Genomic DNA, 26,962 nt, shown 5'->3' with positions numbered 1-26,962 from the left:
CTTTGTTTTCACGCAATTCCGGACGGAAAACCGCTCACACTTTTCCTGGAATTGCTCTAGTTCAAAGCAGAGTGCCTCGCAGGATAACCAGCGCCACCGAGAAGTAGATCACCAGCCCGGTGACATCTACCAGCGTGGCGACGAACGGCGCCGAGGCGCTCGCCGGGTCGAAGCCGATGCGCTTGAGCGCGAATGGCAGCATCGATCCCGACAGCGAGCCGAAGGTGACGATGCCGACCAGCGCCGCTCCCACCGTTGCCGCGATCAGCATCCAGTGCGGGCCGTAGTCGTAAAAGCCGAAATACTGCCAGAGCGTGATGCGGCAGATGCCGACGACGCCAAGGATCGAGCCCAGCACCAGTCCGGTCGGCAGCTCGCGCAACGCCACACGCCACCAGTCGCGCAGGCCGATCTCGCGCAGCGCCAGCGCGCGGATGACCAGCGAGGTTGCCTGCGAACCGGAATTGCCGCCGGAACTCATGATCAGCGGGATGAACAGGGTGAGCACGATCGCCTTCTCCAGTTCGCCCTCGTAGCTCTGCATGGCGTTGGCCGTCAGCATCTCGCTGAGAAACAGCGCGCAGAGCCAGCCGGCCCGCTTCTGGATCATGGCGAGGAAGCCCATCTTCATATAGGGCTCATCGAGAGCCTCCATGCCGCCGAAACGATGCACGTCCTCGGTCGTTTCCTCGATCATCGTGTCGATGATGTCGTCGATGGTGACAATGCCGAGGATCTTGCCGTGATCGACCACCGGCAAGGCCAGCAGGTCGTATTTGGAGATGGTCTGCGCCAGGTTCTCGCGATCGGTGAGCGGCGTCACTGTCACCGGCATGCGATCGGGCGCCACCGAGAGGATAGAATCCTCGGGGTTACCCGTGATCAGCCGGCGCAGTCCGGTCGAACGCAACAGGAGTTGCGTCTCTGGATCGACGATATAGATGGCGTAGACGGTTTCGCGCGTACGCTCGACCTTGCGGATGTAGTCAAGCGTGCGTCCGACGGTCCAGTCCGAAGGCACGCTGACGAATTCCGTCGTCATAATCGAGGCGGCGCTGCCTTCCGGATATCCCAGGATAGAAAGAAGCGTCGCGCGCAGCTGCGGAGCAAGCGCGCCCAGCAGCTCAGAGCGGGCCGGTTCATCCAGCTCGCGCAGAATGTCGGCGGCGCGGTCGACCGACATGGCGGTCAGGAGCTTGCTCGCCTTCGGGCGTGGCAGAGCTTCCGCAAGTTGCGGCGCTGCTTCGAGTTCCGGCTGGTCGAAGATCTCGACCAGCCGCTCGAACGGCACGGCGCAAAGCAGCTCGATGGCTGTCTCGCGGGACTCGCGGTTGAGGGCTTCGACGACGTCGGCGACGTGATCGTTGGCAAGAACACGGGCGACGGCGACGGCTTCGTCGTCCATTAGGGGGGCGAATTCGTTCATGGCTCACTCCTTGCCGTCCGGCAGGACGTGAGCCATCAGGTCACGTCAGGGCGGACGGCTGTTGCGTTCGACTGTGACTGTCGCCAGGCATGGCGCGTTGACCTTTCTGCTCGCCGGGTTCGAGTTTGAATTCTGCGAGCGGGCGCAACATAGGAGCGGTTATCGCCGAGTCAATCGCGGAATTTTGGAAAACGCGCGCGGATCGCGCTGATCGCGAGACTGTGATCGGCGGCGCCTGCCGGCGCAGCCATCCTCCCGCACAAAGACTTGGTAAGATTGCTATTTCTGCTTCATCCGGCGCGAGAAGCGCAGCCATTTGTCTTCCGCCGGCCGGGGCTGGGCGAGGATGGTCGTGAGCTCGCGCGGCAGGCTGCGAGCAAGCGGCTTCTTGGTGGCGACGCCGTCCGCGATCGAAACCATGCTGTGATAGAATTCTTCGCCGGAAAGCGAGCGCGGCGCCGCTGCCTCGTGCATGACGCTGATGACGGTGACGTTCGGACAATTGTCCTTGATCGCCTGGTGGAAAGCAATCTTGCCCTCAGGATCGAGTGCGCCGGTCGCCTCGTCGAGGAAGAGAAGTCCCGGCTGATGCAAGATGATGCGCGCAACCACCAGTTTCTGCTTCTGGCCACCGGAGAGCACCTGATCCCAAATCTTGCCTTCGCGGCTCTCTTCGGCCAGGTGTTCGATAAAATCGCCGAGGCCGGCTTTGTGCAAGGCGGCGGCCACCTGCGTATCGCCGTGGTCGTGCTCGGAGCCCGGCAGGCAGACGAGTTGCTTCAGCGACACCTGCTGTAGCTTGACCTCCTGGGCGGCGTAGAAATTCGTCACGCCGTCGGGGAACACGATGGTGCCGCGGCCGTAAGGCCACAGGCCATTGATCGCCTTGATAAGCGAAGTCTTGCCGCAGCCGGACTCGCCCTTGAGGAAGGTCCATTCGCCGCGGCGGAAACGGAGGTTCGCAGCGCTGAGGAAGGGCGTCGCGTCCTCGCCCTGATGCGCCAGCTCCAGCTTCTGGATGGTCAGGCCGAACACCGGATTTTGGCTGCCGTAGTTGAAGTCGGAGCGGCCGGTCTGCTGATAAAATTCGCGCGGACGCTGGACGTTCTCGATGGCGTTGGCCAGTTCGGTCACACGCTGGCTGTTGGCTCTGAGAGTCGCAATCGCCGGCATGACGTGGATGAACCACGAGCACTGGCTGATCAACTGGGCGACCATCTCGGACCCGGTTATGTAGCCTTTGTAATCCAGACGGTTGTGGATGAATGACACCAGGCCGGGAGCGTAGGCAACGATACGGGCGCCGACGAAATTGTAGATCAGTTCGAATGACGTGTAGCTGGTGTTGACGATATTGAGCCGGCCCCAGGTCTTGTCGATATCGACATAGAGCCTGTCATGCATCGACTTCTGGACGCCTTCGCCATGCGAAGCGGCAACGTGGAAGCTGCGGCGCAGGAATGTCGTCAGTTCGGCGCGGTAGCTGCCCTCGGCTTGCTGCATGCGAACATTGAGCCGCTCAAGGAGGCGCCCGAGCTTGACCGCGATCCAAGTGTTCAGCGGCACGTAGACGGCGACGGCGAGGAAAGCCAGCACCGCGGTGCCGTAGCTGCCCAGGAATTCCAGACCCTTAACCTCGACCGAGGACCCGATCAGGTTTTCGCCAATGAAATAGAGCGACGTCGCCACACCCAGTACGCCCATGGCAAGCCCGATTGCGCCGCCTGTCATGTCCTTGATCGATTCCTGGATGCGCTGGTCGATGTTGTCAGGCGCAACGATGCCACCGGCCACCGAGCCATGCTGGGCATGGAAATGGGTGTGGTTGCCGTCGAGAAGGGCCTGGTTGAACTGACCGTTCAGCCAGCCGCGCCATTTGCGGTGGAGGGTCGTTGAAACGAGATTGCGCACACCGGTAAAGCCGGCATCCTTCAACACAACCAGCAGCACCAGTATCCCGGCATTGGTAAGGATCGTCTGTAGGGGGTGAGGGTTGGCGGCATCGTGGAGGAAGGCGATTGAATTGCCCAACTCGCCCAACGCCACGGCAAACCAGACTCCAGCCTTGCTGGACAGTGCCGTCAGCAATGCGATGACGATGGTGAGGATCCAGGCTTCCTTCCAGCGCTCGGAGAACCAGTAGGCTCGCATCAGCCCCCAGAATGTACGCATCGACGATACCGGCGTCAGGGACGAGGCCTTTGCCTCGTTGGGTGTTTGCTCCGGTACTGTACGTCGCGGTCTGCCGACCCCAATCACGATCCCGCCCAAACCTTTCTTAGTTTTGTTACACAGGGTAACACCAATTGATCATTTTCCATTAATTTTCTGCGGGGGAATGGTTAAGACGTTTCCCGCCGTGGCGCGATCGCAACAGAAAGGCCGCGCCGATCGACCGCCGGTGGTGCCGATTTCATCTTTTATTTCATCGTGTTAACGGCCATTGCACAAGCCTGCGAAAGGCTTCCCTTGCGGAAGCGGAGAACACGGGTTTGTGAACGCAAAAGCGGCGTCGATCGGCCGAAATGGCTACTGCGCGATGACCGGAATGCCCGAAAATCTGCCGTCCGTGAGCTCTTCGAGCCGGCCCGATTCGTCTTTTCCGGAGGCGCTGAAATGACCTGAAATGGTCTTGCTGGACGCGTCGTATCTGTCGATGACGATCTCGCCGTTGCCGAAACGGACGTGGCCGACCATGGCACCGGAATCGAGGATGTTGAAGTTGGCGCTGTTCGCGGGGGAGCCGGTCTTCAGCGGATAACTGCCAATAAGGTCGTTCGAATCCTTCAGCTCCAGCATCGAATTGAAGGTCTTGGTAGGCGAACCCTGTTCCGTTCCCGACAAGTTCAGCATTGGCTTGCCGCCCATCTGCATGGTCTGGGCCAGAGTGAAGAACGCCGTCCAGGGCTTGCCCTCGAAGGTGGCCGACATGACGGCCTCCTCGGCCGACACGCGCTGCAATGTCAGAGGAAGCCCGAAGGCGAACGGTAAGCACACCAACAGCAGTTTGCGACGCCTGACCGCCATTCTGTAGCCCTAAAATCAGTTGAACCCTCGCCAATTCTAACTCGGCGCCGCATACGCGGCGATTCACCAGATCGTGTTGAGCGGCGGAACAGGATTTGACAACGCGGCTCCCCGAGCCAAACCTGCCAGGCGATGGTTTATGTCGAAGGATGACACGCCTGCACGGACAGTTGCCGTAGCGCCCCCTGCTTTCTTGGTCTGGCTGTCGACGGCCAAAGCATTCCGGCCAGCGCCAAAGGCCAGGTCGAGCTCAACACGCCATCCGGCAATATCGGCTGCATCTATGCGCCGAACGGCGGCACCAACACCTGCCAGCCTCGGGATGGCGGGCCGGAGCATCATGGCTTCCTGCTTAGCAAGGCGAACGCGACCGCGAAGTAAAGCCGGAATTCCAGCAAGCGCGACGTCAGGTACGACGGCTTCACCCCCGCTTCCGTCCCGATAGCGCTGACGGAATACTCAGTTCGCGGTTTCCAGTTCGCCGCGCGCCTTGGCCTGAGCGACCTGGCGGATGGCGTCGGCGAGCGTGTCGGCATCCTGAGCGCCCATCACGGCATATTTGCCTTCAAGGAGGAAGCAGGGCACGCCGGTGACGCCCATGCGCGAGGCGGTGGCTATCTCGTTGCGGACGGCTTCGACATCGGCGTCCGTCGGCAGCAGCGTCTCGACCACAGAGGCATCCATGCCGGCCTCGCGGGCTGCTTTCACCAGCACTGCATGATCGCCGATATTGGTCCCTTCCTCGAAATTCAGCTGGAACAGGCGGCGCACCAGCCGGTTCTGCACATCCTCGCCTGCGGCGCCCGCCCAACGGATGACGCGATGGGCATCGAGCGTATTGGCGGCGACCTTGATGGCATCAAACGCGAAATGGATTCCCTCGGCTTTGCCGAGCGGCTCGATGCGGGCGTGGATCTGCTGGATGCGTTCTTCGCTGCCGAACTTGCCGAGCATGTATTGGCGGCGATCCATGCCCCCCGGCGGGATAGTCGCATCGAGCTGGAAGGGCCGCCAGCGGACATGTACTTCGACATCGGCCGCCGCAATGGCCTTGTCGAGCCGCTTCTGGCCGATGAAGCACCAGGGGCAGACGACATCGGACACGACATCGACGGTGATGGAGTTCTGGGCGCTCATGCTCGTCTCCAGTTCGGCCCCGATTGGGTTGGTCAGTTGGGCTTTCGCCACCATGTCGGCAGCTGATAGCCGAATATGGGGGTCTTTTGCGGATGTTCCAGGTAGCTCCAGTAAGCGAGCCATTGCTGGGTATTGTATTGCATCGGCACGATATAGTTGCCCGAGATCAGAAGCCGGTCGAGCACGCGGACCGCCGCGACATAGTCTTCCTTGGCGCGGGCGTTCAGCATGGCGTCGATCGCGGCGTCGACCGCCGGGTCGGCGACGCCGGCGAGATTGAACGATCCTTCCGTCTTCGCGGCGACCGAGCCCCAGCGGCCGACCTGCTCGCTGCCGGGCGACAGGGAGTTGCTGAAGCCGCTGGTGCCGATCAGGACCTCGAAGTCGAAACGCTGTTTGCGCGACTGGATCTGATCGCCGTCGAGGGTGCGGATACCGACGTCTATGCCGATCTTCTCCAGCGTGCGCTGATAGACGGCTGCCAGCCGCTCTTCATCCTGGGACGAGGTGAGAATCTCGAAGCCGAAAGGCTTTCCCTGCGGATCGAGCATCTTGCCGTCCTGTACCCGGAAGCCTGCGCCCTTCAGCAATTCGAAGGCAGCCTTGAGTACCTTGCGATCCTGGCCCGAACCATCCGTCACGGGCGGGCGCCAGGTGCCGTCCATCACGTCCGGCGGCACGCGGTCGGGATAGGGGGCAAGCAGCGCCTTTTCGCGATCGTCGGCCGGGTGGCCGAGCGCGGACAGCTCGGAATTCTGCCAATAGCTCATGGTGCGGTTGAACTTGCCGCCGAACAGGTTCTTGTTGGCCCATTCGAAGTCATAAAGCATGCCGAGCGCGCGGCGCACGAGCGGGTTGGCGAATTTCGGCAACCGGGTGTTGAACAGGAAGCCGGTCACCACCGGGGGAATGCCGGTGGTGAAATATTCTTCCTTGACGTCGCCTCTCTGAAAGGCCGGGAAGTCGATGTCGCGCTCGCGCTTGACGGGATCGGTCTCGTCGTCGAGGGCGCAGATTCCTTTCTTGAACGCCTCCGTCTTGGCATTGGCGTTGAGAAAATACTCGATGGTGATCCGGTCGAAATTGTCGAAGCCGCGCTTGGAAGGGACGTCCTTGCCCCAGTAATCGGGATTGCGTTTGAAGACGATGCGCTGGCCGGGCAGCACCTTGTCCACGGTGTAGGGGCCGCTGCCGATCATCGGCTTCAACGTGGTCTTGTCGAACGTGTCCTTGTCGAAGGCGTGCTTCGGGACGATCGGCGTCAGCGCGACGATCAGCGGGAATTCGCGATTGGCTTTGTCATTGAAGGTGAACTTCACACTGTGCTCGCCAGTCTTTTCCAGCTTGGCGATCATGCTCATGCGGTCGCTATAGGGTGGGCGGCCCTTGTCGGTGAAGACGTCATAGGTGAATAGAACGTCTTCGGGCGTGACCGGCTGGCCGTCCGACCATTTCGCATTGGGGTTGAGGTGGAACTCGATGCTCTTGCGCTCCGGATCCATGTCGGCGCTGTCGGCGAGCAGCCCATAGAGGCTGAAAGGCTCGTTGTAGTTGCGCTGCATCAGTGGCTCGAAGACGAGATTGCCGTAAACGGTATCGATCATACCGCGCGCCGTGGTGCGCAGGCTTTTCAAGATGAAGGGGTTGAGATTGTCGAAGGAGCCGACAACGCAATAGGTGACGCTTCCGCCTTTCGGCGCATCGGGATTGACGTAGTCGAAGTGCTGGTAATCGGGCGGCAGAGCCGGCTCGCCTTGCATGGCTATGCCGTGCTTGGGCTCCGATTGCGCAGGAAGGAGCGAAACTGCCAGAAACGAGGTCGCGGCGGTCAGCCGGACGAGAACGCGGTTCATGACCGTCTCCTTGCCGGGCGGCTTTGTGATTCGCCATGCACCCTAGAGCATTTCGCCATCCGATTGAATCGGCGCCCCGATGGGAATCGGGTTTGCCCGCTCCATTGCTGCCAGATGCCCGCTCCCGGGAAACGAAACCACGAAGAAATCACGGAAACCGGGCTGGATTCGCCGCCCCCGGCAGTGTAACACGCGCTCCGAAGTCATCCTGTTGCCTCATTTGGGCAACAGGTAGCTGGACCACACGGCACGAAGAAGCCGGTCCCCGGGATCATTTTGAGAGGAAAGTGCACCATATGACGATCAACGCGTACCGCCTTTCGGTGCTGGCCGCAGGCGTGGTCGGCGTTCTGGGCGCCGGGCTTTTCACCGCCTCGGCTCAACAGCAGCCGCAGATCCCGCAGGGCTGGTTCAAGGCCTGCACCAAGCAGGAAGACGTCGACATCTGCAATGTGCAGAACATCGTCACCGCCGGCAATGGCCAGCTGGTCACCGGCGTCAGCCTGATCGAGCTCAAGGGCAAGGTGAACCGCAAGGTCTTCCAGGTCACGGTCCCGACCGGCCGCCTCGTCCCCCCGGGCATCGCCCTCCAGATCGACACCGGCAAGGCGCAGAAGCTCGACTATGTGATCTGCTTCCCGGATCGTTGCGTGGCGGAAGTGCCGCTGAGCGACCAGCTCGTCGCTTCCTTCAAGAAGGGGCAGGGCATCACGCTGACGTCGATCAACTTCCAGAACCAGCCGAATCCGATCAAGATCGCGCTCACCGGCTTCAGCGGCGCCTATGATGGCCCGCCGCTGCAGCAGTCGGACATCGAGGACCGCCAGAAGAAGCTGCAGGACTTCGTCGCCAAGAACAACCAGGACTTCGCCAAGAAGCTCAAGGACGAGCAGGACAAGGCCAAGACCGCGAATTGATAGCCGGGCTTGTTTCTCAGAAAGAAGCGGGGCATTTGCCCCGCTTTTTTGTTGACGCCGCGCTATACGCCTTGGGCGACGGCGCGTCAGCGGCTCAGTGCTTGGACTGGCGCTTCGGCTCGTAGCGGCCGTCCGGCAGCTTGTCGAACATCTCGCCGATCTGCGGATGCCGCACCGGCTCGCCCGAGCGGTCCTCGAGCAGGTTCTGCTCCGACACATAGGCGATGTATTCGGTCTCCGAATTCTCCGCCAGAAGATGATAGAAAGGCTGGTCCTTGCGCGGCCGCACGTCGGCGGGAATGGCCTCGTACCATTCCTCGGTGTTGGCGAATTCAGGGTCGACGTCGAAGATCACGCCGCGGAACGGAAACAGCCTGTGGCGAACCACTTGCCCGATCGAGAATTTGGCCGTTTTCATCGCATCCACCACTCAGGTTCCGAGGCGCCTTTCGTGGCTGCGCGCAAGGCGCCTAAGACCTTGAATCTACACGTCACCGGTCAAAAATCGACCCCAACTTTCGGCTGGTGCCTATTTCGCGCAGGCGCCGCGGCAATTCAATAGCCGAAATGCTTGACCTTACCCGAAGCAACGGGTTAGCCCGCGTGGAAGTTTCCCGCCCGAGCGAATATGTCTGACGTCATCGGCCTCGTTCTTCCGTTCTTCGGCATGATCTTCATCGGTTTCTTGGTGGCTCGTATCACCAGGCAGCCGCTGGAAGCGCTCGGCTGGATGAATATTTTCATCGTCTATGTCGCGTTGCCGGCCTTGTTCTTCCAGCTGCTCGCCAAGACCCCGTTCGAGCAACTGACGGAGTGGAGCTTCATCCTCGGCTCGCTGATCGCCACCTATGTGATCTTCACGCTGATGTTCGCCTGGTCGGTCTTCGTTTCCCGCGGTGGGATCGCGCCCGCGACGATCACCGCGCTTGCCGCGGCTTACGGCAACATCGGCTATATGGGGCCGGGTCTCGCATTGCTGGCGTTCGGCGAGCAAGCGGCGGTGCCCGTGGCGCTGATCTTCTGCTTCGAGAACATCGTCCATTTTACGGTGGCGCCGATGATGATGGCTTTGTCGGGCAAGGAGAAGGCGGAGCCGCTGAAGCTCGCGTTTGGCGTCGTGAAGAAGATCGCGCTGCATCCCTTCATCATCGCGACGGCGCTTGGCGTTGGCGCCGCCTATGTGGAGTTCCGCCCGCCAATGCCTGTCGATCGTTTCCTTGACTATCTCGCCCGCGCGGCCGCGCCTTGCGCCTTGTTCGCCATGGGAGTGACGCTGGCGCTGAGGCCGCTCAACCGGGTGCCGCACGAGTTGGCATTGATCGCGGGGTTGAAGCTCATCTTCCATCCGCTGCTTTGCTATGTCATGTTGAGCTGGATCGGCCATTTCTCGCCGACCTGGGTCTTTTCCGCCGTGCTGCTGGCGGCGCTGCCGACCGCGACCAATGTCTTCGTCATCGCGCAGCAATATGATGTGTGGGTGCAGCGCGCTTCGGCCAGCGTGCTGATCACGACATGCCTTTCGGTGGTGACGGTGACCGCGCTGCTCTACGCGATCCGGCACGGGATCCTACCGGCCGACCTCTTTCCTTAAGCCGCCGGCGATGGCGCGAAAGCCGCTGCCGGGCTGCAACCCCTCGCGCATGAAGAAGGCGCGCAAAGGCGCGAAGCTGCCCAGCGCATTTAGGCCGGCGCTGCGCGCCAGCTGCGCCGGAAGCATGTCTGAAAGCAGTGAGATGTTGAGCAGGTTCACCGCGCCGCTGCGCGCCCATATGTCGGGCCGGCGCCTGGTGTCGTAGGCGGCGAGGCTCCTGCGGGCCCCGGGGTCGTCGCGGTTTTCGCTGGCGATCCCAATCAGATCGTCGATGTCCCTGATGCCGAGATTGAGTCCCTGGGCGCCGATTGGCGGGAACACATGCGCTGCCTCGCCGACAAGCGCGACGCGGTTTTGCGCGAAGCGGGCGGGTGAAGCGGCCGACAGAGGATAGACCTGGCGACCAGGCTCGACCGAGACCCTGCCAAGCATCGACTGCATCTGCTCCTCGATACGCGCCGACAGGGTTGCATCGTCTAGCGCCGCAAGCTCCTGCGCCGTCTCCGGCTTGACCACCCAGACAAGGCTCGAGCGTCTGCCGGGCAGCGGCACCTGGGTGAATGGCCCTGTTTCGGTGTGGAACTCGGTCGAAACGAAGCCGTGCTCGCTGCTGTGGCCGAAATTGAGGACAAGCGCCGACTGCGGATAAGGCCGCGCGAAGGCGCGAATGCCGGCAGCCTCCCGTGCCGGAGACAGGCGTCCGTCGGCGGCGACCGCCAGGGACGCGGAGACTTCGCCGCCATTGGCCAGCCTTGCATGGGCCTGATCGGCGTCGAGGCGCCATGACTCGACGATGGATTTCAGCCATTTGATGCCGTTATGAGCTGAAACGGCCTTGGCGAGGATAGGGACAAGAACATTGTTCGGCATATTGAGCCCGAACTGCTCCTCGCCGATCTCGCTGGCGCGAAAAGTCACGGTCGGGCTTCGGATCAGCCGCCGCGTGGCGTCGACGATGCGCATCGCCTTGAGCGCTGCGGCCTGCGGCCTCAATTCGGCAAGGACGCCCAGCCGGTCGAGAACTTTGAGGGACGGGTTCATGAGGGCGGTGGTGCGGCCGTCGGAGCTGTTGGCGTCGGGGCCGACCAGCGTCACGCCAAAGCCGGCCTCGGCGAAGCCGAGCGCCGCGATCAGGCCGGCCGGGCCGCTACCGGCAACCAGAATGCGGGCTTTGTCGTTGTGCTCCACGCCAGGCTTCCACAATGAAAAGCGACCCGTCGGGCCGTTGTCCGGATATAGATGATGTCGGTCGGCTTGATCAACGCGGCGATTCAGCCCATTCGATTGCCATGAGCGGCCAGGAGCAGGATTTCAGCCATCTCGACCGCGCTGGCCGCGCGACGGCGGGCGTGGCGCGCAGCCCGCGCCTTGCCGTCATGCTTACGATCGGCATTGGCGTCGCGCTTGCATGGTTCCTTCTTGGCGCGATGGCGATCCGCGGCGCAGAAAGCCGCCTTGCCGGGGCGCCCGGCGATATGCTGCTGAAAAAGCTGCCAGACCTGCCTTTGCCGGATTTCCTGGACCGGTTCTTCGCTCTTTGCCTCGCGCCGGCGCCGCTTGCCGGGCCAGCCGGCCTGCGGGTGCCGGCGCTTGTGCTGATGTGGTTTCTGATGGCGGTGGCGACGATGCTGCCGTCAGCGGCCCCGTTGATCCGAACCTATTGCGAAATCGCCGACACGGCGAGAATAAAGGGCGAGCCCGTCGTCCACCCACTGGTGCTTGTCGGCGGATATCTCACCATATGGATCGGCGCATCCGTGGGCTTCATGCTGTTGACGCTTGCGGTCTACGCCTTTGCCGGTTCCGGCCGGCCGTTCGATCCCGCCGTCGGTGTTGCCGGCGCTGTCGGGCTGTTCATCGCCGGCCTCTATCAGTTCAGCGGGTTCAAGCAGGCGTGCCTGGAAAAATGCCGCAACCCGTTCTCGATCTTGTTCGCCAACTGGAGCGCGAAACCGGGTCGTATCTTCCGTCTGGGGTTGGAGCAGGGCGTCTGGTGCCTTGGTTGCTGTTGGGCGCTGATGCTGGTGATGTTTGCCGTAGGCGCTATGAACGTCTTCTGGATGGCGCTGATCGGCTTGTTCGCTTTGATCGAAAAACAGACCGCTGGCAGGGTGGCCAGCCGGGTTGCCGGTGCGATACTGCTTGTGTGGGCGGCAGCCCTACTATTAGTTTCGGCGTGAGGGGAGAATTCGATGACCGACCAAAGCTGGGCGATGAAAGGGGAGCTGGTGCTCTCCTGCAATTGCACGGTTTTCTGTCCCTGCGTGCTGTCGCTCGGCAGCCATCCCCCGACCGAGGGCTACTGCCAGACCTGGGCCGGCTTCCGCATCGACGCGGGCCATTTCGGTGAGGTAGACCTGTCGGGTCTCAATCTCGGCCTGATCATGGAAATCCCCGGTTATATGAGCCGCGGCAACTGGACGGCCGGCCTGTTCATCGACAAGCGCGCCTCGGTCTATGCGGTGAAGGCATTGACCAAGATATTCACCGGCAAAGCCGGTGGCACCACCTCGCTGCTTTCGATTCTCGTCGGCAGATTCCTCGGTGTCGAACAGGTGCCGATCACCTATGAGACGCGCGACAAGACGCGTGTTTTCCAGATACCGAAGATCATCGACGGCGCGGTGACGCCGATCCCCGGCAAGGACCGCGACAAGGATACGGTGATCACCAATTCCGAATATTGGATCGCGCCGGAAATCATCGTGGCGAAGTCCGACAAGAGCAAGATGCGCGCCTTCGGCCGCAACTGGAATTTCGCCGGCCGCTCGGCCGAAATCTGCAAGCTGGACTGGCGGGGACCGTGAGCAAGAACACAACAGCCAGGAAGGCGGCGAAGAAGATCGCGGATCGGCTTCCGCTGCCGAGGAAGAAGGTCACGTGGCCGCAGGCGCGCGCGTTCTCCGTCCACCTGCTAACCGCGTCGGGATCGTTCCTCGCCTTCCTGTCGCTGGTAGCAGCAAGCGAGGAGCGCTGGACGGCGATGTTCTGGTGGCTGGGGCTGGCGCTGTTCGTCGACGGCATCGACGGTCCGATCGCCAGGAAACTCGAGGTCAAGGAGATTTTGCCGACATGGTCGGGCGAGCTCCTCGACAACATCATCGACTACGTCACTTACGTGCTGATCCCGGCCTTCGCGCTCTATCAACGCGGTTTCATGGGAGAGAATCTGTCCTTCCTTTCCGCGGCCATCATCGTGGTATCGAGCGCGATCTACTACGCCGACACCGGCATGAAGACGAAGGAGAACTTCTTCAAGGGGTTCCCGGTCGTCTGGAACATGGTGGTGTTCACGCTTTTCGTCATAGAGCCCGGGCAATGGGTGTCTTTCGCCGTGGTGGTCGTTGCCGGCATTTTGACTTTCCTGCCGATCAATTTCATCCATCCGGTGCGGGTCGTGAGGCTGAGGCCGCTCAATCTCGGCATGACGCTCCTGTGGTGCGCCTTCGGCGCGCTGGCGCTGGCACAGGCAGCCCTTGCCGCCTTCTATGACAAGATCGGCGTGCTGGGAGAACAGGTCAGCGACTTCACGAAGATCGGCATCACGATCACCGGCCTCTATCTCGCCTGTATCGGGGGCATCATGCAGATGTTTCCCAATCTGGGCGCCAGAAAATCCTGATCTGGCTTTTTGTCGGAGCATGATGTTTCGGCATCATACAGGTGGTTCTGTTCGTGTTCCTTCAGAGAGTTGAGCGATGTCCAACGCAATCCGCATCCACGCCCATGGCGGCCCCGAGGTCCTGACCTACGAGAATGCCGATCCCGGCCAGCCAGGAGAGGGCCAGGTCCTGGTCCGGCACACCGCGATCGGCCTCAACTTCATCGATGTGTACTATCGATCCGGCCTTTACCCGGCGCCCGGCGGTCTTCCGCTGATCCCAGGCGGGGAGGCGGCGGGCGTCGTGCTGGCGCTCGGCACCGGCGTCAGTTGGCTGAAACCCGGCGACCGCATCGCCTACGCGGTCAATGTCGGCTCCTATGCCGAGCAGCGGGTGATCGCCGCCGACCGCGTCGTCAAAGTGCCGGACGGCATCAGCGACGAGCAGGCGGCTGCGATGATGCTGAAGGGCATGACGGCAGAATATCTGTTGCGCCGGACTTTCCCCGTGAAGGCCGGCGACACGATCCTCTACCACGCGGCGGCCGGCGGCGTCGGCCTGATCCTCGGCCAATGGGCAAAGCATCTCGGCGCGACCGTGATCGGCACCGCGAGTTCCCCCGACAAGATCGAGCTTGCCCGGGCGCATGGCTTTGACCATGTCATCAACTACAAGGAGCAGGATTTCGTCGCCGGCGTCGCGGCGCTTACCGGTGGGAACAAATGCGATGTCGTCTACGATTCCGTCGGCGCCGACACCTTTCCCGCGTCGCTCGACTGCCTGCGGCCGCTTGGCATGTTCGTCAGCTTCGGCCAGTCGTCCGGGCCGATCCCGCCTTTCTCGATGTCGCTGCTGGCGCAGAAGGGCTCGCTTTTTGCCACCAGGCCCACGTTGTTCGTCTACAATGCCAAGCGCGAGGATCTGGTTAAGTCGGCCGAAGCGCTTTTCGACGTGGTCAAGAGCGGCGCCGTCGAGATCAAGATCAACCAGCGATATGCGTTGAAGGACGCGGCAAAGGCACAATCTGATCTCGAAGCTCGCAAGACGACGGGAACGACTGTCCTTATCCCCTAGAGCCGGATGATGTCAGGTCGAATCGAACTGAATTTCAAAGCCGCGCTACGTCAGGGAGACAGGCCCGAAGTCGCCTGAAAGCCGCATCACATTTTTTCGGCATCATGCTCTGGGCCAACTGCCCTGTTTTTCAGCGACCTGCCGTGCCCGAAGGCACGGCCTGGCTGAAAAGCGATGCGTATTCGCCGTCCTTCTCTACAGGCTTATCTTAGCCCTTGAGTTTCCGCTGAAATTCTTGAAGCTCTTTCAAGTTGGGTGCTGCTTTCCGATGGGAGCCGGCCGCGCATACCATGATCACGGGAACACAGAACATATCCGGGATACTGGATGGGAGGCACTGTGAGTGCAAATCATGACAGGGCGAACCTGCTCGAGGTTCGTGGCCTTACCAAGATTTTTGGCACGCTGACGGCGTGCGATCACATCGATCTCAATATCGCAAAGGGCGAAATCCACGCACTGCTCGGCGAGAACGGCGCCGGCAAGTCTACGCTGGTCAAGATGCTGTTCGGATCGCTCGAGCCGAACTCGGGCGAGATTTTCTGGGACGGCAAGCCGGTCAAGATCACCAGCCCGGGCGTGGCGAAGAAGCTCGGCATCGGCATGGTGTTCCAGCATTTCTCGCTGTTCGAGGCGCTGACAGCGGCCGAGAACATCGCGCTCTCACTCAATGACGGTTCACCGATCAGCACCATTGCGGCGAAGGCGAGGGCGCTGTCCTTCAGCTATGGCCTTCCGCTCGATCCGGACTCTCTGGTCGGCGACCTCTCCGTCGGCGAACGCCAGCGCATCGAGATCATCCGCTGCCTCTTGCAGACGCCGCAGCTCATCATCCTCGACGAGCCGACCTCGGTGCTGACGCCGCAGGAGGCCGACAAGCTGTTCGAAACGCTGGAGCGGCTGCGCTCGGAAGGCAAATCGATCCTCTATATTTCGCACCGGCTGGAAGAGGTCAAACGCATCTGCGACCGTGCCACCGTGTTGCGTCACGGCAAGGTCGTCGGCCATTGCAACCCGCGGGAAGAGACGGCGGCCTCGCTGGCCCGCATGATGGTCGGCAGCGAGGTGAAGGCCGTGGAACGCGCGCCTGCGGAAGGTATCGAGACCGCGCCGGCGCTCCTGGAGATCCGCCGCCTCAGCCGCAAGCCGGCGACGCCTTTCGCCATCCCGCTTAAGAACATCAACCTCACCGTGCGCGCCGGCGAAGTGATCGGCATAGCCGGCGTTGCCGGTAACGGCCAGGGCGAATTCTTCGAATCCGTGTCTGGCGAGGTGCTGCAACAGGATGCCGGTTCGGTGCGCATTCGTGGCAAGGACGCTGGCGCGCTGTCCATCACCGGCCGGCGGCTTATGGGTGCCGCCTTTGTGCCGGAAGAGCGACTCGGCCACGGCGCCGCCCCGCGCATGAAGCTTTCGGAAAACCTGCTGCTCTCGCGTCACGCCACGGACGGCAAGGCCTTCGTCGGCTCTGGCGGCATGGTCAGGAACGGCGCTGTCTACAGCGCTGCCCAACGTATCATTACTGCCATGGACGTGCGCAAGAGCGCGCCCGATCCTGAGGCGGCCGCGCTATCGGGCGGCAATCTGCAGAAATACATCGTCGGCCGCGAGCTCGACCGCAAGCCGAGCGTCATGATCGTCAACCAGCCGACCTGGGGCGTGGACGCAGGCGCTGCCGCTCGCATTCGTCAGGCCCTGATCGAGCTTGCCCGCAGCGGCTCCGCCGTCTTGGTCATCAGCCAGGACCTCGACGAGTTGTTCGAGCTGTCGGACGCGATAGCGGTCATGCACAACGGGGAATTGTCGGCGCCGCTGCCGATCGCCGAGGCGACTTTCGAGAAGATCGGCCTCTTGATGGGCGGCGCCGAGCCCGGCCACGCCGAACACAGCCTGGAGATCGCATGATGCGCATCGAACTGGTCAAACGTCCGCAGCGCTCGGCGCTGTTTTCAGTGCTGTCGCCTTTTATCGCCTTCGCGCTGACGATCATCGCCGGTGCCATCATGTTCGCCTTGCTCGGCGTCAATCCGCTCAACGCGTTCGAAATCTATTTCGTCGAGCCGATAAGCCAGGTCTGGCAGTTGCATGAGCTGGCGATCAAGGCGGCGCCTCTCATCCTGATCGCGGTGGGCCTGTCGGTTTGCTACAAGGCCAACATCTGGAACATCGGCGCCGAAGGCCAGTTCATCTTCGGCGCGATCTTCGGCTCGATCATCCCGGTGCTGTTTCCGCAATTCGAAGGCCCGCTGGTGATCCCGCTGATGCTTCTGCTCGGCATGGTGGGCGGGGCTTTCTATGCGTCCATCCCCGCGCTGCTGAAGACGCGCTTCAACACCAACGAGATCCTGACCAGCCTGATGCTGGTCTATGTCGCGCAGCTCTTCCTCGACTGGCTGGTGCGCGGCCCGTGGCGTGACCCGCAAGGCCATGGCTTCCCGCAGACGATCCAGTTCGGGGATTCCGCTGTGCTGCCGCAGTTGATGCCAGATGCCGGACGCGCCAATTGGGGTTTCGTCTTCGCGCTGGTTGCCGCAGTGGCGATCTGGCTGATGATGAGCCGCACGCTCAAGGGTTTTGAGGTGCGCGTGATGGGTTCCAGCCCAAGGGCGGGGCGCTTCGCGGGCTTCGGCTTCAACCGGATGGTGTTCTTCACCTTCCTTCTGTCCGGCGCCCTGGCTGGCCTTGCGGGCATCTCGGAAGTCTCCGGCGCCATCGGCCAGTTGCAGCCGGTGATCTCGCCCGGCTACGGCTTCACTGCCATCATCGTCGCCTTCCTCGGCAGGCTCAATCCGCTGGGCATCGTTGCCGCTGGCCTGGTGCTGGCGCTGACCTATCTCGGCGGCGAGGCGGTGCAGAGCGCGCTTGGCATCTCCGACAAGGTGGCTCGGGTATTCCAGGGCATGCTTCTGTTCTTCGTGCTGGGCTGCGACACGCTCATCCATTACCGCATCCGCCTGATCGGCATGGCGCTGACGAAGGCGAACGGCGCGGCGAAACTCGAAGCAGCGCCGAAGCTCGAGGAGGCACGCTGATGGACATCACCGTCAACATCCTGTTGACCATCGCGACCGCCGCGACGCCGCTGCTGATCGCGGCGATCGGCGAATTGGTGGTCGAACGCTCCGGCGTGCTCAATCTCGGCGTCGAGGGTATGATGATCATGGGGGCCGTCGGCGGCTTCGGCGCCGGCTACCTGACCGGGTCGCCGTGGATCGGCCTGCTTGCCGCCATCATCGTCGGCGCGCTGTTCTCATTGCTGTTCGCGGTCATGACGCTGTCGCTCGCGACCAATCAGGTGGCCACCGGATTGTCGCTGACGCTGCTCGGCCTCGGCCTCTCGGGCATGATCGGCACCAGCTTCGTCGGCCAGCCGGGCGTGAGGCTCCCCAATCTCGATATCCCGGTGATCAGCTCGATCCCGGTCGTCGGCAGGCTGATCTTCGGGCAGGATCCGGTCTTCTATATCTCAATCGCGCTGACCGCGGCGGTCATGTGGTTCCTGTTCAAGACGCGCACGGGCCTTACGCTGCGCTCGATCGGTGACAGCCATACGTCAGCGCATGCCCTCGGCATCAAGGTCATCCGCTACCGCTACCTGGCGGTGATCTTCGGTGGCGCCTGTGCCGGTCTTGCCGGCGGGCACCTGTCGCTGGTCTACACGCCGCAATGGGTGGAGAACATGAGCGCGGGCCGCGGATGGATCGCGCTGGCGCTGGTGGTGTTCGCTTCGTGGCGCCCATGGCGGGTGCTGGCCGGCGCCTATATCTTCGGAGCGGTGTGGATCGGCCAGCTTCATGCACAGGCTTTTGGCATCCCCGTGCCTTCGCAGTTTCTTTCTTCGCTGCCCTATCTGGCAACCATCGTGGTTCTCGTTCTAATCTCGCGCAACAAGCGGCTGACGATGATGAACACGCCGGCTTCGTTGGGGCAGCCATTCGTTCCGGAACGTTGACAACAACAAGAAGACGGGAAGCTCCAAGGCTTAACTCAGAGAGGTAACACGATGAAAAGACTGCTTATTGCGTTGATGACCACGACCGCGGCCCTGTCGCTGGCGGCTACCGCCCAGGCTGCCGACAAACTCAAGGCCTGCTGGGTCTATACGGGTCCGATCGGCGACTTCGGTTATTCCTACCAGCACGACCAGGGCCGTCTCGAGGTTGAGAAGGCGCTCGGTGACAAGGTCGAGACCGCCTACCTCGAAAACGTGTCGGAAGGCCCCGACGCGGACCGCGCTTTCGAGCGCCTGGCGCGCGAGAACTGCAAGATCATCTTCGGCACCTCCTTCGGTTTCATGGACGCCGAAGTGAAGGTCGCCAAGAAATTCCCCAAGGTGATGTTCGAGCATGCGACCGGCTTCAAGACCGGCAAGAATCTCGGAATCTACAACGCCCGCTTCTATGAAGGCCGCTATGTTCTCGGCCAGATCGCGGCCAAGGAATCGAAGAAGGGCCTTGCCGGTTACATCGTTTCCTTCCCGATCCCGGAAGTGGTGATGGGCATCAACTCCTTCATGCTCGGCGCGCAGTCGGTCAATCCCGACTTCAAGGTCAAGATCGTATGGGTGAACTCCTGGTTCGATCCGGGCAAGGAAGCCGACGCCGCCAAGGCGCTGTTCGACCAGGGCGCGGACATCATCGTCCAGCACACCGATTCCACCGCCGCGCTGCAGGTCGCCGAGGAACGCAAACTGCACGGCTTCGGCCAGTCGTCCGACATGATCAAGTTCGCTCCGAACGCGCAGCTCACCTCGCTCACGGACGAATGGGGTCCGTACTACATCAGCCGCGTGCAGGCAGCACTCGACGGTACCTGGAAGCCGGACAATGTCTGGCTCGGCATCAAGGACGGCGCCGTCAAGCTGGCGCCCTTCACCAACATGCCCGACGACGTGAAGGCGATGGCGGAGGCAACAGAGAAGAAGATCGCCGGCGGCTGGAATCCCTTCACTGGACCGGTCTCCAAGCAGGACGGCTCGCCTTGGCTGAAGGACGGCGAGGTCGCCGATGACGGCACGCTGCTCGGCATGAACTTCTACGTCAAGGGCGTCGACGACAAGCTGCCGCAATAAGCGGCGAGCTCCTCCTAATACCAAAGGAAAGGGCGCCTCTCGGCGCCCTTTTCGTTTGGTGCGGCCCTCGCAGTCGAGGACGATCAGACGGCCGATCCGTAAAGATCGTAGGCGTCCGCGCGGTCCATCTTGACCGTGACGATTTCGCCGGCGCGCAGCGGCCGTCGCGACTGGATGTGCACCGAGCCGTCAATCTCCGGCGCGTCATATTTGGTGCGGCCCTTGGCCGATGTGCCGTGCGCCTCGTCGATCAGCACCGGCAGGCGCTTTCCGACCTTCTTGGCCAACTGCGCGGCGGAAATCTTCTGCTGGCGCTGCATGAAGCGGTGCCAGCGCGCTTCCTTGATCTCCTGCGGCACCTGCTCGAGGCCGAGATCGTTGGAGCGCGCGCCCTTGACCGGCTCGTACTTGAAGCAGCCGGCGCGGTCGATCCTGGCTTCGTCCAGCCAGTCGAGCAGCATCTGGAAATCCTCTTCCGTCTCGCCAGGGAAGCCGACGATGAAGGTCGAGCGGATGGCAAGGTCGGGGCAGATTTCGCGCCAGCCGCGGATGCGATCCAGCGTCTTTTCGCCATGCGCTGGGCGCCGCATGTTCTTCAGCACCTGCGGCGAGGCATGCTGGAAGGGGATGTCGAGATAGGGAAGAATTTTTCCCTCCGCCATCAGCGGAATGACGTCGGCGACATGGGGGTAGGGGTACACATAATGCATGCGTATCCAGATGCCGAGTTTGCCGAGCTCCTCAGCGAGGTCGAGGAATTTCGCCCGCACCTCGCGATCGCCGAACATCGACGTCTGGTATTTGATGTCGACGCCATAGGCGCTGGTATCCTGCGAGATGACGAGGATCTCCTTGACGCCGGCCTTGGCGAGCTTTTCGGCCTCGCGCAACACGTCCGCGGCGGGGCGCGAGACGAGATCGCCGCGCAGCGCCGGGATGATGCAGAAGGTGCAGCGGTTGTTGCAGCCTTCGGAAATCTTCAGATAGGCGTAGTGGCGCGGCGTCAGCTTCACGCCCTGTGGCGGCAGCAGGTCGACATAGGGATCGTGGCTTGGAGGTGCGGCCTCATGCACCGCGGCCATCACGCTTTCATAGGCTTGCGGGCCGGTGATCGCCAGCACATTGGGATGCTTTTCGCGGATGACCTCCGGCTCGGCGCCGAGGCAGCCGGTTACGATGACGCGGCCGTTCTCCGAAAGCGCTGAGCCTATGGCGTTGAGCGACTCGTCGCGCGCGGAGTCCAGGAAGCCGCAGGTGTTGACGACGACGAGGTCGGCGCCGTCATGTTTGCGGGCGATCTCGTAGCCCTCGGCGCGCAGCCGCGTGATGATACGCTCTGAATCGACGAGCGCCTTCGGGCATCCAAGACTGACGAAACTGACGCGTGGGGCGGACATGAACTTGTTTTCCAAGAGGTGTGAGCGAGATCGAGGACTGAGCCTGAGGCTCCGAGGAGCGATCTGCGGCGCGCGGCGTGCAGCCGTTTCGCGCGCGCAATAGCACGCTTCGACGGAGAAGCAAACCTGCCTGTCGGCCATGACGACAGGGACGCTCAGACCCCCGCCCTGAAAGGAGCGTCAGTGGCCGTCAGATCCGAACCAGGGCGCAAGGAAGGCGAAATGGTCGGGGAACTGCCGCACCGCGCCCCCTAGAAGCATGTTCACCGCGACGTAGAGGATGATCAGAAGACCGAGATAGGCGATCCAGCGATATCTATGCAGCAGGCGCGCGACAAAGGAAGCGGCAAAGCCCATCAGAGCAATCGAAAGGGCCAGCCCGATGATCAGCACCGTCGGGTGCTTCATGGCGGCGCCCGCGACGGCGAGCACGTTGTCGAGCGACATCGAGACGTCGGCAATCACGATCTGCCATGCGGCCTGCGAGAACGTCTTGCGCGGCATGGCGCCGGCTATCCTGCCGTCCTTGTTGTAGTCGCCGTTGGACAGCGCCTCGGTCGCGTCACGCTCGTCCTCGTGGCTGACGCGCAGTTCGCGCCACATTTTCCAGCACACCCACAGAAGCAGAAGCCCGCCGGCGATGAGCAGCATCGGGCCGATGCTCAGCAGGCGCTGTGTGATGAGGGCAAAGATTATGCGCAGGACGGTGGCCGCGGCGATGCCGACAAGGATGGCACGCTTGCGCTGATCGGAAGGCAGGCCTGCGGCCGCGAGGCCGATCACGATTGCGTTGTCGCCGGCGAGCGCGAGATCGATAGCGACGACCTGGACGAGAGCTGAAAGGCCTGCGGCAGTGAATATTTCCATAGACTAGAAATCCCTTGCCTGAAATCCGGGTCGCCCTTGCCAAGACGGCCCTAAAGGCATGGTTCACCGGCGTCAAGGCGCAGGTTCGGACATCGCCGGAAAACGGCGCCGCCAGCTTGAGCCCCGAGGATTCCGGTGTTCGCGGGTCGGGCGGACAGTGCAAAAACTAGTCGTAGAGATTATATCTGGCCCAGTCGGATTCCGGGATTTCATCGCCGATCTTGTAGCGGAACTGCAGCACCTGCATATGGTCCGGGGCGGTCTGGCACTTGAATTTCAGCCGGTACCATTGGCCCTTGCTGCGAAAGGCGGCTCCTGAGCTCCTGATGGCGTCCGCGCTCATCTGCGGCGTGGCGAAGGCATAGGCCACCACCCGATCGGCCTTGTAGTTGTGATCGTCGTGACTGATCCGGTCGAGTACCTCGGCATCACAGCGCTGCTCAAGGCGGGTCTGCGGGTCGAGTTTCATCAGGCCGGCGCGCAAAGCGTTGTCCATCGCCTTAGCCGGCAAGACCAGCGTAAGCGACGCCAGAAGCGTCAGGCAGAGCTTTCTCATGGGCGCGACAAGCAGCATAATTTGTCCGAGAAATCAAATAAACGCTATTTTACCGATGCTGCCACCAGGGCCGCAGCGACGCCACTTGAGCTAGGAGCCGATTCAGCGCTAGGCTGCGATCGGCAGCGAGGCCGCCGTGCATCGAGCCGCCTCGCTCGGCTTGCAGATCGACACCACAATCAGCGTCGGCGAGTCGCCGCAGGCCCCGGGGCCGCGCGGGGTGGGTGCAGGGTACGTCCGGGCGTTGGGCGATGCGGCCAGGAATGCGTCACAGTGCATCGGCGGTCGGGCACGCGCTGCGGACCCACGGTCTGATTAACCACGCCTCATCTGGGAGGGACATCCTTCTGCGCGAAGGGGTCTTTGGCCATATCTCTTAGCATCTTGTCTCTGGCGGGGCCAGGGACAGTAACTTCATATGCGTTCAGCAGCCGCCTTGCCATGCCATTGGGCAAGTCCTTTCCCTGATCGAGCTCACTTCTGATCCAGTTCAGGTCTGCGGCGGATATTACTGACATCCAAAGTATTCCTCTTGCGACCGATATACGGGACGCAGACGCGGCTAGTCCGGCCAGAATAAAGAGCGGAGATCCATAATCAACCACGAGAGGTTCCCGGGACTGCATTTTGTGAGAACGAGGCGCTCTCTGGTGTGCTCGCGCATGAGGGCGGCCAACGCAACAGCCCCGGCCAACCCCTGGCGGCGCCACCAGTGCATCTTTCCGTGGACTGTCTGGCATCCTTTTTGCAGTGGATATTTTCGACGGCAGAAAAGGGGACGAGAATGCGGATACATACTCAGCCGAGCCGAAGGGCAGGTGCTTCGAAGTGCATATTTTCAGGACCGCTGCAGATCGATAGCGTTCATCTCGATGGTGAAGGCGAGGTCAAAATCTGTTTGACCGCCGATGACATTTACACAAAAAAATCCAGGCAACGCTATGTGATAGCCCTGACAAGGGAGGAGGTCATGCTCCTTGGCGCTGCCGCGCTCGATCCTGTTCAAGATAATCGGGTGTCATGAACTGAGCCGCCCCAAAACGGGACGGGTTTGGTGGACGGCCACCTGTTGCGCCCTGCTTGACAGCCTCCCACGGCAGGTCAACTCGGACGAGAAATTAGTATTGCGGACGGACGTACTGGCGGAGGGAGCGTCCATATCTGTTTTGGCAGTATCTTTTTGGTTCCGTGCGACAAAATACCCGGTGCAGTATCCGGTCAGCGTTCAGACGCCGCGGGCCGCCATCCGAAGGCCATGTGCCTCCATAAGGGTAGAGATTATCCAAATAGTTGTATTGACCAGATGGGCTCCGCGTTCAGATATGACGCAGGAGGAAAGTCTATGTCGACGCCATACAATTTTTCGCAAGGCGACGCGCCGCTCGAGCTTCAGACATCGTTCTGGAACAAATGGAACGCGGACTATCGCGAGCACGACATGAGCGCAGTTAGCGCTCGTCAAGCTGAAGTCATCCTGGGATGGCTTGAAAATATTGGCCAAAAAAACCTCGACATACTTGACGTCGGCTGCGGTTCCGGGTGGTTCGCTCCAGAGCTTGGCCGATACGGTGTCGTCACGGCGACCGACCTTTCAGACGAAGTGCTGAACCGCGCTGCGATACGCTGGCCGCAAGCAAAATTCGTCGCAGGCGACTTCATGGCCCTGGACCTTGGCGCGTCAGCATTTGATGTGATCGTATCGCTCGAGGTCTTGTCACATGTCTTCGATCAAAAGGCCTTCATCCGCAAACTCTCCACCCATCTTCGGCCCGGTGGCTACCTGATGCTGGCGACGCAAAACCGCCATGTTCTCGAAAAGTACAACGCTATCCCTCCGCCCGCACCCGGTCAGCTACGCCGCTGGGTATACAAGCAGGAACTGGCTGATTTGCTCGAACCTGAATTCGAGCCGCTGGAATTGTTTACAGTTTCACCAATTGCGCGAGTAGGGGTCATGCGGTTGGTGAACTCCTGGAAGCTCAACGCTCCGATACGCGCTGTTTTCGGCAATCGCGTTGAAAGAATGAAGGAACGCGCGGGACTTGGATGGACATTGATGGCCCTCTCCAAAAAGCGCGCGTAGCGACGGCTAAACGTCATTTGAGAAATTCAGAGGCCGCTCGTAAAGGCGTTGTTCAAATCCGGCGGCATCTGGCGGAGGGAGTGTCCCTAAGTTCGACTAGTCTTGACTAGTCGCAAGTAGCCAACCTGTTGATTTCCCCTCGCGCCCGTTGCCGGCATGCTTTGGATTTTCCGGAAGCTACAGCGATCAATCCCATTTTGATGACGTTCGAGGCACTTTGGGGCTTTGCGACAAGGATGTTTTTGCGATCATCTCGCATTGCCGTTCGAAGCTCCCACATTTAAGCATTCGACAGTTCCGCCTCTCGACCGCACTGCTATTTGGCATGAGTGACGATGAATTCGGCGCGGCCTGGCCGCGATCCCTCGAGCGCATCCAGGATCGTCTCGAACCGGCAGGCGTCGATTGCGGCCAACAGTTCTACAAACAACGCATTGCCGGCCGAAGCCTTGCGGAGATTGGCGGCGAAGACGCTGCAAAGACCTTCGTCCTTAAATGACCAGCCAGAGCAGCAAATACCCAAACAGACGCCAGCGCAGCCGTGCCGAGGATAAATCGCAACGAATTCAACTATTATCCCAGCTATTGGACGCGACAAGCACCGGCAGGGGTAGTCGTCAGGGTAGATTTCATGAAGGATATCTTCGCTCAGCGCCGCTGACTAAACGCACCCAGCAGCGGTGCGGACGAGCGGGGTAGGGTGCGTCCCCCAGCTTCAAGCTCATTCAGCAGATTGGCCTGCTGCCGGTTTCGTGGACACCGAGATATGGCCTGCTGCCGGTTTTTCGGACACCAGATTAAGCTAACATAGCTTGCTCCTCGAACTCGACAGGGCTCATATAGCCCAACGTCGAGTGCCTTCGCCGAGGGTTGTAGAAGCGCTCGATGTAATCGAACACGTCCGCCCTGGCGTCATCTCTCGTCCTGTAGACCTTGCGGGCTGTCCGCTCGGTTTTCAGCGACGAGAAGAAGCTCTCCATTGCTGCATTGTCCCAGACGTTGCCCGAACGGCTCATCGAGCAGGTGATGCCGTGGTCGGCCATCAGGCGCTGGAACTGCTCGCTGGTGTATTGGCTGCCCTGGTCGCTGTGGTGTAGCAGGCTGTCCGGCCTGCCTCTGCGCCAGATCGCCATGATCAGGGCGTCGGTGACGAGTTGCGCCGTCATCTCCGCCTTCATCGCCCAGCCGACGACGCGCCTGGAGAACAGGTCGACGACGGCGGCAACGTAAAGCCACCCTTCAGCGGTCCAGATGTAGGTGAAGTCGGCGATCCACTTCTGGTTCGGGGCCAATGCCTCGAAGGCGCGGTCAAGGAGATTGTCCGACACTGCCGCTCGCTCGCCCATGTCCTTCGGCAGTCCGCGGCGCCGAGGCCGGGCCCGCAGACCGTTCACCCGCATGAGCCTCTCGACGCGATGCAAGCCACAGGAGAGACCCTCGGCCAGCACGTCATGCCAGACGCGTCTAGCGCCATAGGTTCGGTCGCTGCTCTTGAAGCTCCGGTCGATCGCCGTCACCAACACTTCATCGTGCCGGGAGCGGGAACTGGGACTGCGATTAAGCCAGGCATGGAAGCCCGAACGGGAGACATCCAGCGCGTCGCACAGCCATGCCACCGGCCAGATGTTCCGGTGCCTCGCGATGAAAGCGAACCTCATGTCACTTCCCTCGCGAAGTAGGCTGCGGCCTTTTTTAGGATGTCGCGCTCCGCCTTCAGCTTCGCCACTTCCTTGCGCAGCCGGTCAATCTCGAGCTGCTCCGGCTTCATCTGCCCGTGGCCGGGAAACGCATGCTGCGGATCCGTCGACAGATCGCGCACCCATTTGCGCAGCACGTTCTCGTGGACATCGAGGTCGCGGGCAGCCTGGGCCACCGCAACGCCCCGATCCTTGATCAATCTCACCGCCTCAAGCTTGAACTCGCGGCTGAACTTCCTTCTTTGCATTCCCACTCTCCAGTTCCGTCAAACACCTTATCTCGGTGTCCACGAAACCGGCAGCAGGCCACCAATCCGAAGTCCTGACAGAGTTAGCGAGCCGGCTTTATCAATTGCGTGACACGGGACAGATTATCCCATTCTTTCGAGTGGGGATCGGCGATCCATCAGACCCGAATAGCTGGAAACCGGCTCCCAAACATTGCCACGCCAACGTTGATACATGGGTATGGCGCAGCCCGGAATATTCCGCTGTTCGGGGTTGGGTCATTTTCGACCAATCACGAAATCCGCTGATACCCCGACCACGTTTCCATTTCGCCGCACATTCGGTGATTGCTGCACCAAACGGTGTGCTCATGGACATAACGCCGGCCGATCTATCGCAACCCTATCCATTTATTCGCCATCCCGGCACCACAGAG

The 26,962-nt window shown here is 61.5% G+C and carries 24 protein-coding genes; 12 read left to right on the top strand and 12 right to left on the bottom strand.

Features of this window, described 5'->3' with window-relative positions:
• Positions 1-61 precede the first annotated feature (61 nt).
• From mgtE to ACR64R_RS08635, 5 genes are all read right to left on the bottom strand, one after another.
• A complete protein-coding gene (gene mgtE / locus ACR64R_RS08655; protein WP_487361233.1) occupies positions 62-1,426 on the bottom strand; it encodes a magnesium transporter in 1,365 nt (454 codons plus the stop codon).
• A gap of 279 nt (positions 1,427-1,705) precedes the next feature.
• A complete protein-coding gene (locus ACR64R_RS08650) occupies positions 1,706-3,598 on the bottom strand; it encodes an ABC transporter ATP-binding protein/permease (protein WP_487361232.1) in 1,893 nt (630 codons plus the stop codon).
• 357 nt (positions 3,599-3,955) lie between these two features.
• Positions 3,956-4,357: a DUF6252 domain-containing protein gene (locus tag ACR64R_RS08645; protein ID WP_487361231.1), complete on the bottom strand. Its 402-nt coding sequence runs from the start codon at positions 4,355-4,357 to the stop codon at positions 3,956-3,958.
• 555 nt (positions 4,358-4,912) lie between these two features.
• Positions 4,913-5,590, bottom strand: a complete 678-nt coding sequence (locus tag ACR64R_RS08640; RefSeq protein WP_487361230.1) for a DsbA family oxidoreductase — start codon at positions 5,588-5,590, stop codon at positions 4,913-4,915.
• Positions 5,591-5,622: 32 nt separating this feature from the next.
• Entirely contained in the window at positions 5,623-7,443 is a 1,821-nt protein-coding gene (locus tag ACR64R_RS08635; protein ID WP_487361229.1) for an extracellular solute-binding protein, read from the bottom strand.
• A gap of 296 nt (positions 7,444-7,739) precedes the next feature.
• Between ACR64R_RS08635 and ACR64R_RS08630 the strand changes: the two genes are divergently transcribed.
• A complete protein-coding gene (locus ACR64R_RS08630; protein ID WP_473577030.1) occupies positions 7,740-8,360 on the top strand; it encodes an invasion associated locus B family protein in 621 nt (206 codons plus the stop codon).
• A 94-nt stretch (positions 8,361-8,454) separates the two neighbouring features.
• Here the strand turns inward: ACR64R_RS08630 and hspQ are convergent, their stop codons facing one another.
• Positions 8,455-8,778 carry a heat shock protein HspQ gene (gene hspQ / locus ACR64R_RS08625; RefSeq protein ID WP_040983419.1) on the bottom strand — a complete coding sequence of 108 codons (324 nt, stop codon included), beginning with the start codon at positions 8,776-8,778 and terminating at the stop codon, positions 8,455-8,457.
• A 210-nt stretch (positions 8,779-8,988) separates the two neighbouring features.
• Between hspQ and ACR64R_RS08620 the strand changes: the two genes are divergently transcribed.
• Entirely contained in the window at positions 8,989-9,951 is a 963-nt protein-coding gene (locus ACR64R_RS08620; protein ID WP_487361228.1) for an AEC family transporter, read from the top strand.
• Here ACR64R_RS08620 and ACR64R_RS08615 read toward each other — a convergent pair.
• Positions 9,928-11,139, bottom strand: coding sequence for a UbiH/UbiF family hydroxylase (locus ACR64R_RS08615; RefSeq protein ID WP_487361227.1), 1,212 nt, complete (start codon positions 11,137-11,139; stop codon positions 9,928-9,930). The genes ACR64R_RS08620 and ACR64R_RS08615 overlap by 24 nt on opposite strands.
• A 101-nt stretch (positions 11,140-11,240) precedes the next feature.
• On the opposite strand from ACR64R_RS08615, the gene ACR64R_RS08610 reads away from it, so the two are divergent.
• The 8 genes from ACR64R_RS08610 (at position 11,241) to ACR64R_RS08575 (ending at position 19,698) form a co-directional block, all read left to right on the top strand.
• Positions 11,241-12,131: a DUF2182 domain-containing protein gene (locus ACR64R_RS08610; RefSeq protein ID WP_487361226.1), complete on the top strand. Its 891-nt coding sequence runs from the start codon at positions 11,241-11,243 to the stop codon at positions 12,129-12,131.
• A 12-nt stretch (positions 12,132-12,143) separates the two neighbouring features.
• Positions 12,144-12,758 carry a DUF1326 domain-containing protein gene (locus tag ACR64R_RS08605; protein WP_487361225.1) on the top strand — a complete coding sequence of 205 codons (615 nt, stop codon included), beginning with the start codon at positions 12,144-12,146 and terminating at the stop codon, positions 12,756-12,758.
• Positions 12,759-12,811: 53 nt separating this feature from the next.
• Positions 12,812-13,573, top strand: coding sequence for a phosphatidylcholine synthase (gene pcsA / locus ACR64R_RS08600; protein ID WP_487362400.1), 762 nt, complete (start codon positions 12,812-12,814; stop codon positions 13,571-13,573).
• 76 nt (positions 13,574-13,649) lie between these two features.
• The gene (locus tag ACR64R_RS08595; RefSeq protein WP_487361224.1) at positions 13,650-14,627 is read left to right on the top strand and encodes a quinone oxidoreductase family protein; all 978 of its coding nucleotides are present in this window, start codon (positions 13,650-13,652) and stop codon (positions 14,625-14,627) included.
• 327 nt (positions 14,628-14,954) lie between these two features.
• The gene (locus tag ACR64R_RS08590) at positions 14,955-16,532 is read left to right on the top strand and encodes an ABC transporter ATP-binding protein (protein ID WP_487361223.1); all 1,578 of its coding nucleotides are present in this window, start codon (positions 14,955-14,957) and stop codon (positions 16,530-16,532) included.
• On the top strand, positions 16,529-17,659 hold the full coding sequence (locus ACR64R_RS08585) for an ABC transporter permease (RefSeq protein WP_487361222.1): 1,131 nt from the start codon (positions 16,529-16,531) through the stop codon (positions 17,657-17,659). The genes ACR64R_RS08590 and ACR64R_RS08585 overlap by 4 nt, the downstream gene beginning before the upstream one ends.
• Positions 17,659-18,579: an ABC transporter permease gene (locus ACR64R_RS08580; protein ID WP_487361221.1), complete on the top strand. Its 921-nt coding sequence runs from the start codon at positions 17,659-17,661 to the stop codon at positions 18,577-18,579. The genes ACR64R_RS08585 and ACR64R_RS08580 overlap by 1 nt, the downstream gene beginning before the upstream one ends.
• 51 nt (positions 18,580-18,630) lie before the next feature.
• On the top strand, positions 18,631-19,698 hold the full coding sequence (locus ACR64R_RS08575) for a BMP family ABC transporter substrate-binding protein (protein WP_487361220.1): 1,068 nt from the start codon (positions 18,631-18,633) through the stop codon (positions 19,696-19,698).
• 83 nt (positions 19,699-19,781) lie between these two features.
• On the opposite strand, the gene rimO is transcribed toward ACR64R_RS08575, so the two are convergent.
• The 4 genes from rimO to ACR64R_RS08555 form a co-directional block, all read right to left on the bottom strand.
• Positions 19,782-21,095, bottom strand: a complete 1,314-nt coding sequence (rimO, locus tag ACR64R_RS08570) for a 30S ribosomal protein S12 methylthiotransferase RimO (protein ID WP_487361219.1) — start codon at positions 21,093-21,095, stop codon at positions 19,782-19,784.
• A gap of 180 nt (positions 21,096-21,275) precedes the next feature.
• Entirely contained in the window at positions 21,276-21,962 is a 687-nt protein-coding gene (locus ACR64R_RS08565; protein WP_487361218.1) for a TerC family protein, read from the bottom strand.
• Between the two features lie 166 nt (positions 21,963-22,128).
• Positions 22,129-22,536 carry a DUF930 domain-containing protein gene (locus ACR64R_RS08560; protein ID WP_487361217.1) on the bottom strand — a complete coding sequence of 136 codons (408 nt, stop codon included), beginning with the start codon at positions 22,534-22,536 and terminating at the stop codon, positions 22,129-22,131.
• 820 nt (positions 22,537-23,356) lie between these two features.
• Complete coding sequence (locus tag ACR64R_RS08555; protein WP_487361216.1) at positions 23,357-23,524, bottom strand: hypothetical protein; 168 nt, start codon at positions 23,522-23,524, stop codon at positions 23,357-23,359.
• Between the two features lie 336 nt (positions 23,525-23,860).
• Here ACR64R_RS08555 and ACR64R_RS08550 point away from each other — a divergent pair, with 336 nt between their 5' ends.
• Positions 23,861-24,601, top strand: coding sequence for a class I SAM-dependent methyltransferase (locus ACR64R_RS08550; RefSeq protein ID WP_487361215.1), 741 nt, complete (start codon positions 23,861-23,863; stop codon positions 24,599-24,601).
• A gap of 325 nt (positions 24,602-24,926) precedes the next feature.
• Positions 24,927-25,100: a hypothetical protein gene (locus tag ACR64R_RS08545; RefSeq protein WP_487361214.1), complete on the top strand. Its 174-nt coding sequence runs from the start codon at positions 24,927-24,929 to the stop codon at positions 25,098-25,100.
• Between the two features lie 298 nt (positions 25,101-25,398).
• Here ACR64R_RS08545 and ACR64R_RS08540 read toward each other — a convergent pair.
• Positions 25,399-26,546, bottom strand: a protein-coding gene (locus ACR64R_RS08540) for an IS3 family transposase (protein ID WP_487357776.1) whose coding sequence is annotated in 2 segments (ribosomal slippage) — positions 25,399-26,297 and positions 26,297-26,546 — 1,149 coding nt in all. Because the reading frame shifts where the segments join, the coding sequence is not laid out codon by codon here.
• Positions 26,547-26,962 lie beyond the last annotated feature (416 nt).

This window comes from Mesorhizobium sp. MC2-1-1 (assembly GCF_057597255.1).
This window is presented reverse-complemented; position numbering and strand designations above follow the sequence as displayed.

Bases quoted from the DNA above. Each gene is read 5' to 3' on its own strand.
- mgtE (WP_487361233.1), bottom strand. From the start codon at position 1,426: ATGAACGAATTCGCCCCCCTAATGGACGACGAAGCCGTCGCCGTCGCC.
- ACR64R_RS08650 (WP_487361232.1), bottom strand. From the start codon at position 3,598: ATGCGTACATTCTGGGGGCTGATGCGAGCCTACTGGTTCTCCGAGCGC.
- ACR64R_RS08645 (WP_487361231.1), bottom strand. From the start codon at position 4,357: ATGTCGGCCACCTTCGAGGGCAAGCCCTGGACGGCGTTCTTCACTCTG.
- ACR64R_RS08640 (WP_487361230.1), bottom strand. From the start codon at position 5,590: ATGAGCGCCCAGAACTCCATCACCGTCGATGTCGTGTCCGATGTCGTC.
- ACR64R_RS08635 (WP_487361229.1), bottom strand. From the start codon at position 7,443: ATGAACCGCGTTCTCGTCCGGCTGACCGCCGCGACCTCGTTTCTGGCA.
- ACR64R_RS08630 (WP_473577030.1), top strand. From the start codon at position 7,740: ATGACGATCAACGCGTACCGCCTTTCGGTGCTGGCCGCAGGCGTGGTC.
- hspQ (WP_040983419.1), bottom strand. From the start codon at position 8,778: ATGAAAACGGCCAAATTCTCGATCGGGCAAGTGGTTCGCCACAGGCTG.
- ACR64R_RS08620 (WP_487361228.1), top strand. From the start codon at position 8,989: ATGTCTGACGTCATCGGCCTCGTTCTTCCGTTCTTCGGCATGATCTTC.
- ACR64R_RS08610 (WP_487361226.1), top strand. From the start codon at position 11,241: ATGAGCGGCCAGGAGCAGGATTTCAGCCATCTCGACCGCGCTGGCCGC.
- ACR64R_RS08605 (WP_487361225.1), top strand. From the start codon at position 12,144: ATGACCGACCAAAGCTGGGCGATGAAAGGGGAGCTGGTGCTCTCCTGC.
- ACR64R_RS08595 (WP_487361224.1), top strand. From the start codon at position 13,650: ATGTCCAACGCAATCCGCATCCACGCCCATGGCGGCCCCGAGGTCCTG.
- ACR64R_RS08590 (WP_487361223.1), top strand. From the start codon at position 14,955: ATGGGAGGCACTGTGAGTGCAAATCATGACAGGGCGAACCTGCTCGAG.
- ACR64R_RS08585 (WP_487361222.1), top strand. From the start codon at position 16,529: ATGATGCGCATCGAACTGGTCAAACGTCCGCAGCGCTCGGCGCTGTTT.
- ACR64R_RS08580 (WP_487361221.1), top strand. From the start codon at position 17,659: ATGGACATCACCGTCAACATCCTGTTGACCATCGCGACCGCCGCGACG.
- ACR64R_RS08575 (WP_487361220.1), top strand. From the start codon at position 18,631: ATGAAAAGACTGCTTATTGCGTTGATGACCACGACCGCGGCCCTGTCG.
- rimO (WP_487361219.1), bottom strand. From the start codon at position 21,095: ATGTCCGCCCCACGCGTCAGTTTCGTCAGTCTTGGATGCCCGAAGGCG.
- ACR64R_RS08565 (WP_487361218.1), bottom strand. From the start codon at position 21,962: ATGGAAATATTCACTGCCGCAGGCCTTTCAGCTCTCGTCCAGGTCGTC.
- ACR64R_RS08560 (WP_487361217.1), bottom strand. From the start codon at position 22,536: ATGCTGCTTGTCGCGCCCATGAGAAAGCTCTGCCTGACGCTTCTGGCG.
- ACR64R_RS08550 (WP_487361215.1), top strand. From the start codon at position 23,861: ATGTCGACGCCATACAATTTTTCGCAAGGCGACGCGCCGCTCGAGCTT.
- ACR64R_RS08545 (WP_487361214.1), top strand. From the start codon at position 24,927: ATGAGTGACGATGAATTCGGCGCGGCCTGGCCGCGATCCCTCGAGCGC.